Annotated in this window: 8 protein-coding genes; 4 read left to right on the forward strand and 4 right to left on the reverse strand. The window is 58.6% G+C overall.

Annotated elements, in window-relative coordinates:
• The first annotated feature begins 189 nt into the window (after window positions 1-189).
• Window positions 190-1,836: a malate dehydrogenase (quinone) gene (gene mqo / locus QF010_RS26365; protein ID WP_033056637.1), complete on the forward strand. Its 1,647-nt coding sequence runs from the start codon at window positions 190-192 to the stop codon at window positions 1,834-1,836.
• Window positions 1,837-2,000: 164 nt separating this feature from the next.
• On the opposite strand, the gene QF010_RS26370 is transcribed toward mqo, so the two are convergent.
• The 3 genes from QF010_RS26370 to katG all read right to left on the reverse strand — a co-directional run bounded on the left by QF010_RS26370 (window position 2,001) and on the right by katG (window position 8,001).
• Window positions 2,001-2,261: a DOMON domain-containing protein gene (locus QF010_RS26370; protein WP_429534229.1), complete on the reverse strand. Its 261-nt coding sequence runs from the start codon at window positions 2,259-2,261 to the stop codon at window positions 2,001-2,003.
• Window positions 2,262-2,991: 730 nt separating this feature from the next.
• Complete coding sequence (locus QF010_RS26375; protein ID WP_429534230.1) at window positions 2,992-5,292, reverse strand: hypothetical protein; 2,301 nt, start codon at window positions 5,290-5,292, stop codon at window positions 2,992-2,994.
• 453 nt (window positions 5,293-5,745) lie between these two features.
• A complete protein-coding gene (gene katG, locus QF010_RS26380; protein WP_429534231.1) occupies window positions 5,746-8,001 on the reverse strand; it encodes a catalase/peroxidase HPI in 2,256 nt (751 codons plus the stop codon).
• A gap of 513 nt (window positions 8,002-8,514) precedes the next feature.
• Here katG and QF010_RS26385 point away from each other — a divergent pair.
• From QF010_RS26385 to QF010_RS26395, 3 genes are all read left to right on the forward strand, one after another.
• Window positions 8,515-9,168 (forward strand): DUF2238 domain-containing protein, encoded by a 654-nt coding sequence (locus QF010_RS26385; protein ID WP_429534232.1) that lies wholly within the window; start codon window positions 8,515-8,517, stop codon window positions 9,166-9,168.
• Window positions 9,169-9,296: 128 nt separating this feature from the next.
• Window positions 9,297-10,517, forward strand: a complete 1,221-nt coding sequence (locus tag QF010_RS26390) for a helix-turn-helix domain-containing protein (protein ID WP_429534233.1) — start codon at window positions 9,297-9,299, stop codon at window positions 10,515-10,517.
• A 36-nt stretch (window positions 10,518-10,553) separates the two neighbouring features.
• A complete protein-coding gene (locus QF010_RS26395) occupies window positions 10,554-11,183 on the forward strand; it encodes a Vgb family protein (protein ID WP_429510310.1) in 630 nt (209 codons plus the stop codon).
• A gap of 16 nt (window positions 11,184-11,199) precedes the next feature.
• Here QF010_RS26395 and QF010_RS26400 read toward each other — a convergent pair whose 3' ends face one another.
• Window positions 11,200-12,060, reverse strand: coding sequence for a CAP domain-containing protein (locus QF010_RS26400; RefSeq protein ID WP_429534234.1), 861 nt, complete (start codon window positions 12,058-12,060; stop codon window positions 11,200-11,202).
• Window positions 12,061-12,145 lie beyond the last annotated feature (85 nt).

Genomic DNA, 12,145 nt, shown 5'->3' on the forward strand with positions numbered 1-12,145 from the left:
CAATAACGATAAAAAGTCAGTTCAGTAGGGACATATAAACTGAGGTCGATGGAGACACGTCGGCCTTGTGTGCCCACCCTCCAATCCTTATGCGTGCGGAACCCACAGCATGCTGCCTGCATGCCGTGAACCAGGGGCCTCAAGCGTGGGGATGGAAGGGCGGATGGCGTTTTATCATAGGTGCTTCACATGTTTAAAAAAATGAACACGGCCCTGCTGGGGCTGGCTTTGTCGATGGGGATCGCGTCCGCGCAAGCGGAAGAGGCAAAGAAAGTCGATGTGCTGCTGATTGGCGGCGGCATCATGAGCGCAACCCTCGGTGTCTGGCTCAATGAGCTGGAACCGGGTATGTCGATGGAAATGGTCGAGCGCCTCGACGGCGTCGCCCTGGAAAGCTCCAACGGCTGGAACAACGCCGGTACCGGTCACTCCGCCCTGGCCGAGTTGAACTACACCCCGGAAGACGATAAAGGCAACGTTCAGATCCCGAAAGCCGTTGAAATCAACGAAGCCTTCCAGATCTCCCGTCAATTCTGGGCCTGGCAGGTTCAGCAAGGCGTGCTGAAGAACCCGCGTTCGTTCATCAACTCCACGCCACACATGAGCTTTGTGTGGGGCGATGACAACATCAAGTTCCTGAAAAAGCGCTACGAAGCCCTGCAAGCGAGCCCGCTGTTCGCCGGCATGCAGTACTCCGAAGACCCGGCTGTGATCAAGAAGTGGGTTCCGCTGATGATGGAAGGGCGTGACCCGAACCAGAAAGTCGCGGCCACCTGGTCTCCGATCGGTACCGACGTGAACTTCGGCGAGATCACCCGCCAATTCGTTGCGCACCTGCAAACCACGCCAAAGTTCGACTTGAAACTGTCTAGCGAAGTGCAAGACATCACCAAGAACGAAGACGGCAGCTGGCGCGTCAGCTACAAAAACCTGAAAGACGGCACCAAATCCGAAACCGACGCCAAGTTCGTGTTCATCGGCGCGGGCGGCGGTGCACTGCACCTGCTGCAGAAGTCCGGCATTCCTGAAGCCAAGGAATACGCAGGCTTCCCGGTCGGCGGCTCGTTCCTCGTGACCGAGAACCCGACCATCGCCGAGCAACACCTGGCCAAGGCCTACGGCAAAGCCTCCGTTGGCGCACCGCCAATGTCGGTTCCGCACCTGGACACCCGTGTCCTGGACGGCAAGCGCGTCATCCTGTTTGGCCCATTCGCGACCTTCAGCACCAAGTTCCTCAAAGAAGGCTCGTACCTGGACCTGCTGACCACCACCACCACGCACAACGTGTGGCCAATGACCAAAGTCGGCATCAAGGAATACCCGCTGGTCGAGTACCTCGCTGGCCAACTGATGCTGTCTGACGAAGACCGCCTCAACGCCCTGAAAGAATACTTCCCGAACGCCAAAGCCGAAGACTGGCGCCTGTGGCAAGCCGGCCAGCGCGTGCAGATCATCAAGCGTGATGAAGCCGCCGGTGGCGTGCTGAAGTTGGGTACCGAGATTGTTGCTTCGCAAGACGGCACAATCGCTGGTCTGCTGGGCGCATCGCCGGGCGCTTCGACGGCTGCACCGATCATGCTGACCGTGCTGCAGAAAGTGTTCAAGGACAAGGTCGCTTCGCCGGCCTGGCAGGAAAAGCTGCACCAGATCGTGCCGAGCTACGGCACTCAGTTGAATGGTAGCCCTGAGAAAGTGGCTGAAGAGTGGGCTTACACCGCCAAGGTGCTGCAGCTGACTCCGCCGCCGGCGATTGGTCAGGTGGCGGCTCCGGCTGCTGCTCCGGCTGCTCCGGCTAAGGCGCCGAAGGCTAATGCTGCGACTGATATGGCTCTGTAACTAGAGGCCTGATCAAAAGCCCACTGGACCGGTGACGGTCAGTGGGCTTTTTTGTGTCCGCAATGCGATCTTGCAGATTACGAAGTGCTAAGGCTGACGAGTTTTTTTGTGGCGAGGGGGCTTGCCCCCGTTAGGCTGCGAAGCTGCCTCAGAAAGGTAAACGATCATTCAGCGTCGTACATCAATTCCAAGCTATTTATCCATTCATTCGGCGCGTCGTACCTTGTGTAATAAATTTCCCTTTCTGCTCCGCTTAAATTAGTAAAAAACGGCGAGAAGTAGCTGTCGTTATAGTAGCCCTGAGTGCCTTGCATATTTCCTCCCCACCACGAAGGGTTGTAACCCTCAAAAGCAATCCACGGTGGAGGTGTGGCAAACTTCTCTCGGAAAATAATATTGATGAAGTCAATGCTGTTTGTGATCATTCGAACAGTTGTGGGGTTAAATTCTCTCGAGGAGGTAAAAATACTAATTGCTCGCTTTTTTCATCGTTAACATAGTACCTTACAGGTAATGCATTGAATGTTTTTTTCGGATTTGTACCTGAAGTTTGACTCGGCGAGCGCCAAAAAAATATAAGCGTATTGGCTGTCAATTAAAAATTAAGAATAAAAGGCCGAGATGCCTAACCCTTCCAAAGACGCTGCTTTCGGATACTCGGGCAACCGACCAGTTACGCTTGTTGAAGATGCAGTAAAAATGACTTTGAGCTCTGATACAGAATGCCCGGTAATTTGCTCCTCTGGATCTTGCTTCATGAAAACTTTGAAACGATTAAAAAAACTCATCACCAGACCTCAGTCTTGTACGTAATCAGTAAGCCAGGTTGCACCCAAATAACCCGCAGTACCGAAGATAATTCCACCGATAGCTGAGCTAACAATTGCTCCGGGGCCCGTTTTTTAACCAACAGCAGCGCCCGCTGCCATACCTATCCGTCCACCAGCGATCGAAGCACCCCAACCTCCAGCCTGCTTGACTACCTTAATAGAGATCGGTTTGGCGCTATTTTGCTTGATTGACTCATCTGTAGCCAATTTCAAGTAATAGGCGGTAAACCCTATGGCAAAAACCCCTACCACTTTTACAATGGGTGGCGGGACAGATTTATTTACGTCGGGCAGGGAATCTGCGTAATAAATAAATCTATCACCTTCATGTTCCCCATCTGATCTCGTCGATATAAATACCATAATCACCTCTGTAATCAAATATGCTTACTTCAAAATATGCGCAGTATCGCGCGAGGTTGGCTGTAACTCTTCCTGATTCGATCCCATATGTAATAAACCTGGTTTCGATCTCATGGTTTTGATTATCAAAAAAAACCACCTTGTTTTGAAGGGAATGCGAGTGACCATATAGAAAGCTGATGTTCTTCGTCAAACCACCCAAGTCAAAGCGATCAATAACTCCCGAGCCAGAAATAAACGATATTGCACCAGACGCCCCAGTAACATTGCGCACAATGCTTGCTGGGTGGCGACCGTCATTATTATTAATGACAGTGACGGTCAACCCACTGGAGAACTTAACTGGAGAGCCATAAGGCAGTGTTTGTATCGGCGCGTTTTCCCAGTCTTCATACCCAGAGGAAAGGTTTAGTGCGCGGACTGTATATTCCCGAATCGGAAAGCTCACCGCTGTATTAGTATTGGCGATACCGTCAAAGTTCACCCTCAAGCCGATGTTCAGCACACTCCGGTCCTTGAGCGTCTTCAGCCACTCAATCGGTGCCGGCCGGATCAGGCCCTGTAGCGCGGTGTGCGGCTCACCCTTGCGGTCCTCGAAAATGATCGCCGCACCATTGGCATCGACCCCGTCATAGCGCAGCCAGACACGCTGCCCCTCCACTTGCTGCGGCCATTCAATCACCCGGAGCTGATCGCTGGCCTGAAGCTTGGTTACGTCTAGTTCGTTGCCGATCACGCCATCGATTGCTGGGGTTGGCAGGCTCGGATGGTTATCCGGGATCGTGCCGACGGAAGCGGTCAGGGTCTGCGACGGGAATGACTTGCTGCCCCGAATCAGCAGATAACTCAGCTCGACCGGCCTACCCAAGTTCGCCGCGATAAAGGCCTTGCTCAGCGCGAAGTTGGCGCGGTTGTTGGTGTTCAGCGGCTTGGCCGCGAAGGTCGGCGAGCCGGCGCCGGGGGCGCCCTTGACGATGAGCTGCACGGTGTCGCCCGCACGAAAACCCAGCACTTCCACCTGACCGTTGGCACCTTGCAGATTGGCCGGGTCCAGCGGATTGAGCACGCCGTTGTCGGATTTGATCAGACTCGGTGGCAGCAGGTTCGGTAGCCCCTCACCAATCACCCGCGCCGTGGCGGGCTTCGAGGTTCCAATAACTTTGCCACCCCTGGCCTGCTCATAAATCGCCTGCACCTGACTGTCCGGCAGGACCTTGGCCGCGGGCACCTCCAATTTGTGTGTAAACGGCAGTCGACCAACAGTGACTTCAGTAGTGTGTGTCACCACCGGCCCCGTGGGGGGCGTGCAGGTATAGCTGAGTCGGAGGGTGTCACCGGCCACCCAGGATGGGGAGTTTACGTGGACCAGCACGTACAAAAAGTCTTTCAGCTTGCCCAGGTCAATGGTGTCCGGGTCATCTGTGGAGTCGTCCGGATCCTCACTCAGGTCCGGTGCCGCCAACGTCACCCGCTCCAGGTCAACATCCGCCTTGATCATTCGCGACCACCGCCGTTTGTGCGTCGGGTTGTTCAGTTGGTCGACCACGGTGTAGGAGATCGGAAATTGCGGATGGCTGCCGGCCTGCTCGAACATGGCCCGGGTGAGGGTGATCGCGTACGGCTGGCCTTCCTCGCCGGGTTGCAGCGTGGAGGTGAAGCGCTCGCGGTTGAGCTCCAGAGTGATCTTGTCGTAGGCCTTCATGAACGGGTAGAACAGTGTGACAGGGACACCTTTGTCCGCTTCGTTCTTGCCGATGTGCGGCGGGTCGCCCAGTTCGGCTGGCAGGCTGATGTCCAGGTCCGGGTGGTCGCCAGTGCCGGGGACGTCGTTGCCGCCCGGCAGTTCCCGGCTGTACAGGATCAACAACGGCTCTGACTCACGTTCGTTCTCACTGACGCGATGGATCTTGTAGGTCAGGGAATTGATGCGGCCATCACGTAGCAGTGATTCGAAAAGATCGAAAAAAGTCACCTTGTCCCAGTCGCTGGACGGGATGGGCTTGTTCTCAAGCATGACGCCATCCAACCAAAGCGAAATGGCGTCATAGCCCTTCCCATCGTGCATCGGCGGATCAATTCTGACCTTCACCGCTGCCGCCAGGGGACCGTCCCGCGTGGCAGTCTGAGTAAAGATCGACTGTGGAAGGCCAATCAAGGCCGTGCCTGGCGCTGAGGGTGGATCACTGATAACCGGCGTGGTCGCGCCTGGAATTTGTGGGGGATAGATCACCAGAATTCCAGGGGCCGATTGATTAGCGGTCATGGGGCAACTCCCTTGCTGAGAAGGCCCAGTGGAAGTGGCCTTGATCGGGCTATCAAACACCCGAAGAACGCGCTTTGGCTACTGTCAGAAATAACAGGTAGGAGGGGTTGTCGGACGAATGGTCGGGGTTGCGGGTGGCTTCAGATTGGCTCGTAACTCTCCTTGCGTTCGGTGTTCTGATCCGTATTTTCCTGCGCTATCTGCATCTGTAATGCACACAGCCTCCGCCTCACAATAACGGCACGCTCCGCCGTCGCGGAAACCGCTGCACCGCAAACTCTTAATGTAGGAGGCCCCAATGGGCAAGATGGCGATTTTCCTGGGTGGATTTCTGGTGTTGACCATTTTGATTGGTGCCCTGGCCACGATCTCTCCCGCTTAGTCCTTTCTGCGATCAAAAAGCACAACGCCTCCCCAGTGGGAGGCGTTGCAGTTTCAGCGATACCGCTCGTGTTACTTAACGTCGAAGCGATCCAGGTCCATCACTTTGGCCCAGGCGGCTACGAAGTCTTTGACGAACTTCTCCTGCGCATCAGCGGTTGCATAGACTTCAGCCAACGCTCGCAGCTGTGCATTTGAGCCGAAGACAAGGTCGACACGGGTGCCTGTCCACTTCAGTTCGCCGGTTTTGCGATCGCGTGCTTCAAACTCCTCGTTAGCCTCCGACACCGGTTTCCATTCCACGCCCATATCCAGCAGGTTTTTGAAGAAGTCGTTGGTCAACGCTTCCGGCTGCTGGGTGAATACTCCGTGTTTGGTTTGTCCGACGTTGGTGTTCAGCACGCGCATGCCGCCAATGAGCGCGGTCATTTCTGGCGCGGTGAGTGTCAGCAGTTGCGCCTTGTCGATCAACAGTTGCTCGGCCGGTACGCGATATCTGCCTTTGAGGAAGTTGCGGAAGCCATCGGCGATGGGTTCGAGAAAGCCGAACGACTCCACATCCGTCTGCTCTTGCGAGGCGTCCATCCGTCCTGGTGTGAAAGGCACCGTTACGGTCTGACCGGCATTTTTTGCCGCCTGTTCGACGCCGGCGTTACCGGCCAGCACGATCAGGTCTGCGAGCGAGATTTTCTTGCCGCTGTTGTTGAACTCGCTCTGGATACCCTCGAGTTTCGCCAGCACGTTCGCCAATTGGTCAGGCTGGTTGGCCTGCCAGAACTTCTGCGGGGCCAGACGCAAACGCCCACCGTTGGCACCGCCGCGTTTGTCGGAGCCGCGGAAGGTCGATGCTGCCGCCCAAGCCGTTGATACAAGCTGCGAGACGGTCAGGCCCGAGGCCAGGAGTTTGCTCTTGAGTGCGGCGACGTCACTGTCGTTGACCAAGGCATGGTCGACCGCTGGAATCGGGTCTTGCCACAGTAGCTCTTCGCTCGGCATTTCCGGGCCGAGGTAGCGGGAGAGGGGACCCATGTCGCGGTGGATCAGCTTGAACCAGGCGCGGGCGAACGCGTCGGACAACTGGTCTGGATTGGCCAGGAAACGCCGCGAAATCGGTTCATAGATCGGGTCGAATCGCAGCGACAGGTCGGTGGTGAGCATGGTCGGATTACGACGCTTGGACGGGTCGTGAGCATCCGGAATGATGCCGGCGCCGGCGTTGTTTTTCGGTATCCACTGGTTTGCACCTGCCGGGCTTTTACTCAGTTCCCACTCGAAGCCGAACAGGTTTTCCAGGTAGTTGTTGCTCCACCGGGTGGGCGTCGTAGTCCAGGTCACTTCCAGGCCGCTGGTGATGGTGTCCGCGCCTTTACCGGTGCCGAAGCTGTTCTTCCAGCCGAAGCCTTGTTGTTCGAGGCCAGCGGCTTCGGGCTCGGCGCCGACATTGTCGGCAGGCCCGGCGCCGTGGGTCTTGCCGAAGGCGTGACCGCCGGCGATCAGTGCCACGGTTTCTTCGTCATTCATCGCCATGCGCGCGAAGGTTTCGCGGATGTCCTTCCCGGCAGCGACGGGATCCGGGTTGCCTTCCGGGCCTTCCGGGTTCACGTAGATCAGGCCCATTTGCACGGCGGCGAGCGGGTTCTCCAGGAAGCGCCCCTGGTCGGTGCGGCTCTCCTCATTTTCCCCGGGCTCAGCGACGAGTGGGCCTTCGCCGGGCTCTTGCATAACCTTCTGCTCTTTGCCGTAGCGGGTGTCGCCCCCCAGCCATTTGTTTTCCGAGCCCCAGTAGACGTCTTCATCCGGTTCCCAGACGTCTGGACGACCACCGGAAAAGCCGAAGGTCTTGAAGCCCATGGACTCCAGCGCGACGTTGCCGGTGAGGACGATCAGATCCGCCCAGGAAATTTTGCGACCGTACTTTTGCTTGATCGGCCAGAGCAGCCGGCGTGCCTTGTCGAGGCTGACGTTGTCCGGCCAACTGTTGAGCGGCGCGAAGCGCTGCTGGCCGGAACCGGCGCCACCACGACCGTCACCAGTGCGGTACGTACCGGCGGCGTGCCAGGCCATGCGAATGAAGAGTGGCCCGTAGTGACCGAAGTCCGCCGGCCACCAGTCCTGGGAATCGGTCATCAACGCAGTCAGGTCTCTTTTGACCGCTTCAAAGTCCAGGCTTTTGAATGCTTCGGCGTAGTTGAAGCCCTCGTCCATGGGGTCGGACAGGGACGAGTGCTGATGGAGGATCTTCAGATTCAGTTGGTTCGGCCACCAGTCGCGGTTTGTCGTGCCACCGCCAGCGGCGCCAATAAACGGGCATTTCGATTCGTTTGCCATGTGTGAGCTACCTTTGGTCGTATTCATCCGGCTATCCGGCCCAGCGTGGGCGTTAAACAGCAACGGGCGAAACCAATGACACAGGCTGCAGGGCCAGCAGTTTGATCAACTGATTGTTTTGATCACACGGGATTCTGAACAGCGGCAATCGAGTTGCCTGCACGGTGGCCTACGGCAGGTTTAGTCAGGCTTCTGACCCATTCCTATCTCCTTATCAGCTCTTGACCGGCCGGCTTAGGGTGCCGGCGCTCGAATAAGGTTAGACCCCAGTTGGGAAGTCAGCTAATAGGGGGAGTATTGGGTCGTGATAGGCAGAGACTTTTACTGGCGTCACGGGCAGACCCCGCGTCTATTTGAAGCATAGACGCGCCTCTTCACGCCCTGAACCCTGGCAACGCGGTGCAAAGTGAAGGCTGCCTTTTGTCGGTGTACCTGAACCGGACTCGCGATCAATTGATCCATTTAGAAGGACTCAAAAGCCATCGTCATTCTTCGCTTTGAGGAGCTCAAACCATGCAGCCCAAGGCACACCAGCGATACGACCTGACGCTGCTGATGCTGTTTGTGTTGATCGTTGTGGTGTCGGGTTATTCACCCCGCAGCCGAGTGGATTGGGCACTGGAAAACCAATTGGTGCTGTTCCTGGTGGGCACACTGGTGGCGGTCTCCGGCCGGTTTCGCCTGTCGGCTGTTTCCCTCAGCCTGGTATTCGTTTTCCTGTGCATTCACGAACTGGGTTCTCACTACACCTATGCCAAGGTGCCGTATGACCAATGGTGTTCAGCCTTGACCGGGGTCAGCCTCGATAAAGCGCTGGGGCTGCATCGCAATCATTTTGATCGGCTGGTCCATCTGAGCTACGGGCTGTTGATGGCTTACCCCATTCGAGAAGTGCTGGTGCGCCTGACGCCGTTGCGGGGTTTCTGGTTGGTGTTTATGGCGTTGAACATCATTCTGTCGACGTCGGCCATTTACGAATTGGTGGAGTGGATTGGCGGCGCCTACCTGGGCGACGACACCTCGCGTGCCTTCATCGGCGCGCAGAACGATCCCTGGGATTCACAGAAAGATATGGCGATGGCGGTGGCCGGGGCCTTCGTCAGCGAGTGCGTGGTTTTGCTGTGCCAGCAAAAGCGCGCCGTGCCTCAGGCTGAGCAACCGTTTTAAATCACCTGCGGCTTTAGAGTCACGCCCAACATTCGAGTGTCGGGTGGCCTCCTTCGTGATGGGTCATCGTGAGATAGACTCAACAGCGAACATCCGACGGTGGGAGTGACAACGGTGGCGGGATTGCGATGGACTCGCTGATCACGGCCGCAGCGCAGGCGCTGGCGGCGGGTGATCCGCTCGGCGCGCTGAACCGGGTCGCGTTGCGCGACGATGCGCCGGCGCTGGCGTTGCGCGGGATTGCGATGGCACAACTCGGCGACCTGGTGCGAGCCAAGGCGCTGGTGCAGCGGGCGGCGCGGGCCTTCGGGCCGAAGGAGGCCTTGGCTCGGGCGCGCTGTGTGGTTGCCGAGGCCGAGATCGCGCTGGCCTCCCGGGAGTTGGGCTGGCCGGTGAAGGCACTCGAGTCGGCGCGGGTGACGCTTGAGGCGCACGGCGATCGAGTGAACGCCGCTCATGCGCGGTATCTGCAGATTCGGCGTTTGCTACTGATCGGGCATCTCGAAGAGGCCGAGGGGCTGCTCGCCGAGCTTGATCCCGCGCCATTGCCGCCGGCATTGCGCACCGCCCACGAACTGGTCGTGGCCGGGATCGCGATGCGGCGACTCGAGACGAACAAGGCGCGGTCTGCACTCACCAGGGCCGAGCACGCCGCGCGCGACGCCGATATTCCTGCGCTGACGGCCGAGGTGGAAAACGCTGCCCTTATCCTCGACACGCCCGTCGCGCGTTTGATTGCCTATGGCGAAGAACGGCCGCTGTTGCTGGATGAAGTTGAAGCGTTGCTGGCGTCCACGTCGCTGGTGGTGGACGCCTGTCGCTACGTCGTGCGTGGTGCCGGTATGTCGGTTTCCCTCGCTACACGGCCGGTCTTGTTCGCCCTTGCGCGGGCATTGGCCGAAGCCTGGCCGGCCGATGTGTCGAGGGAAACGCTGATTACCCGGGCCTTTCGTTTGAAGCACGCAGATGAGTCCCTTCGCGCACGGTTGAGAGTCGAAATCGGGCGACTGCGCGCGGCGCTGAAACCCTTGGCCGGCATCACTGCAACTCAACGTGGTTTTGCGTTGGTGTCGCTGGTTGCCTCTGACGTTGTGGTGCTGGCGCAACACGTTGAAGAGAAGCACGGGTCGGTGTTTGCTTTCCTCGTCGACGGTGAGTCGTGGTCGAGTTCGGCCCTGGCACTGGCCCTCGGTGCCAGCCAGCGCACGGTGCAACGGGCACTCGAGGAACTGGCCCACGCGGGCAAGGTGCAGTCGTTTGGTCGCGGTCGGGCGCGTCGCTGGATGACCCCGCCGGTGCCGGGTTTCGCGACGACCTTGTTACTCCCGGTTCCGTTGCCGGGTGACTAGGATGAACGCCACACACCCGTAACGAGGAATGCCAACATGAAACAGTCAGCAGCCCAAATCCTTCGTGAATATGGACCCTTTGCCGGTGCCGACAAGGTGCATGGCGTCACCTGGGACGGCCGGCACGTGTGGTTTGCCACCGGTGACAAACTCAACGCCCTGGACCCTGAAAGCGGCAAGACACTGCGTTCAATCGATGTCGCCGCCCATGCCGGCACCGCCTTCGACGGCCAGCACCTGTTCCAGATCGCCGAGGACCGCATCCAGAAAATTGACCCGCAGACCGGTCGTGTACTCGCGACTATTCCGGCGCCTGGCAGCAGTGACTCAGGGCTAACCTGGGCGGAAGGAACACTGTGGGTCGGTGAGTATCGGGATCGCAAGATTCATCAGATCGATCCCGAGACCGGCGCGATTCTGCGCACCCTTGAATCCAACCGCTTTGTCACCGGGGTGACTTGGGTCGAGGGTCAGCTGTGGCATGGCACCTGGGAAGAAGACGAGAGTGAGCTACGCCATATCGATTCGACCACCGGCGAGGTGCTGGAGAGCGTGAAGCTGCCGGACGGCATCGGGGTGTCGGGGCTTGAATCGGACGGCGGCGAGCAGTTTTTCTGCGGCGGCGGTGGCAGTGGAAAGGTGAGGGCGGTGCGGCGCCCCAAATGAGGCGCCGCTCAATCACTCAAGGCGCGCCAAACAACATCGTCCAGTAAACGCCTTCATCGCTACGCGCGTCCGCCGCATAGGCTGCGCCCATCTGGGTAAACATCGGATTCATCAGGTTGGCGCAATGCCCCGGGCTGGCCAGCCAGCCCGACATGGCCTTGCTCGGTGAGCCCTGGCCGGCAGCGATGTTCTCGCCGATCTGCCGGCCACGGAAACCAGCGGCTCTGGCCCGGTCTGCGGGCGTGTCACCGTCGGGGTCCTGGTGTGCGAAGTAGTTGCCGTAGGCCATTGCCTTGCTATGCCCTTGCGCCGCAGCGCCCAAGGCTGCGTTCCAGGCCAATGGCCGTGCGGCGGCGAAGCGCTGACGACCGCAGAGTCGCGGCTTTGCGCGTGCCGCATTGACCTGTGCCAGCAACGCTTTACTGACGGCTCGCGAATCACCCACACGATTGTCCAGCACGGGCTGCGCCAGCACCACCTGCCACTCACTCCGGGCGCGACTCACGCCAATGTCGGCATATTGGGTATCGAGCAACGCGCCGCAGTAATCGCTCTGAAGCAGGTCGAAGGCTTCATCGGCATCCTGCGCACCGACCACACGAATCGTGCGCACGGTCACCGCCTGATAGCCGGACGCTTTCAATCGATCGCGCAAACCGCCGCCATAGCCGATCGGCAAGGCCAGGTTCGACTTCAACGCCAGCGGCGATAACGCTCGGCCGGCGCGCCCCGAGCAACGAGAAGGGTGGGCGCGGTAGTCGTTGATGGCTTCCACCAACTGCCTTTCGGCACCGGCGTGGGCGGGGTTGGCGAACAGGGAAAGCAGGGGAATGAAACAGAGCGAGGCAACGCGAACGGACAGGAGGGTTTGGCGCATGGATGAATAGCTCTGAGCGGGCAAGTGGAATTCACGGCTCGGCTATGACTGGCGCTTCAACACAAGGTTCACGGGCGGAAGATGC

The sequence above is a fragment of the Pseudomonas silensiensis genome, from assembly GCF_050434865.1.
GTDB lineage: Bacteria > Pseudomonadota > Gammaproteobacteria > Pseudomonadales > Pseudomonadaceae > Aquipseudomonas > Aquipseudomonas fluorescens_W.

Excerpts from the sequence above, each read along its gene's own strand:
- mqo (WP_033056637.1), top strand. The coding sequence starts at position 190 with ATGTTTAAAAAAATGAACACGGCCCTGCTGGGGCTGGCTTTGTCGATG.
- QF010_RS26370 (WP_429534229.1), bottom strand. The coding sequence starts at position 2,261 with ATGATCACAAACAGCATTGACTTCATCAATATTATTTTCCGAGAGAAG.
- QF010_RS26375 (WP_429534230.1), bottom strand. The coding sequence starts at position 5,292 with ATGACCGCTAATCAATCGGCCCCTGGAATTCTGGTGATCTATCCCCCA.
- katG (WP_429534231.1), bottom strand. The coding sequence starts at position 8,001 with ATGGCAAACGAATCGAAATGCCCGTTTATTGGCGCCGCTGGCGGTGGC.
- QF010_RS26385 (WP_429534232.1), top strand. The coding sequence starts at position 8,515 with ATGCAGCCCAAGGCACACCAGCGATACGACCTGACGCTGCTGATGCTG.
- QF010_RS26390 (WP_429534233.1), top strand. The coding sequence starts at position 9,297 with ATGGACTCGCTGATCACGGCCGCAGCGCAGGCGCTGGCGGCGGGTGAT.
- QF010_RS26395 (WP_429510310.1), top strand. The coding sequence starts at position 10,554 with ATGAAACAGTCAGCAGCCCAAATCCTTCGTGAATATGGACCCTTTGCC.
- QF010_RS26400 (WP_429534234.1), bottom strand. The coding sequence starts at position 12,060 with ATGCGCCAAACCCTCCTGTCCGTTCGCGTTGCCTCGCTCTGTTTCATT.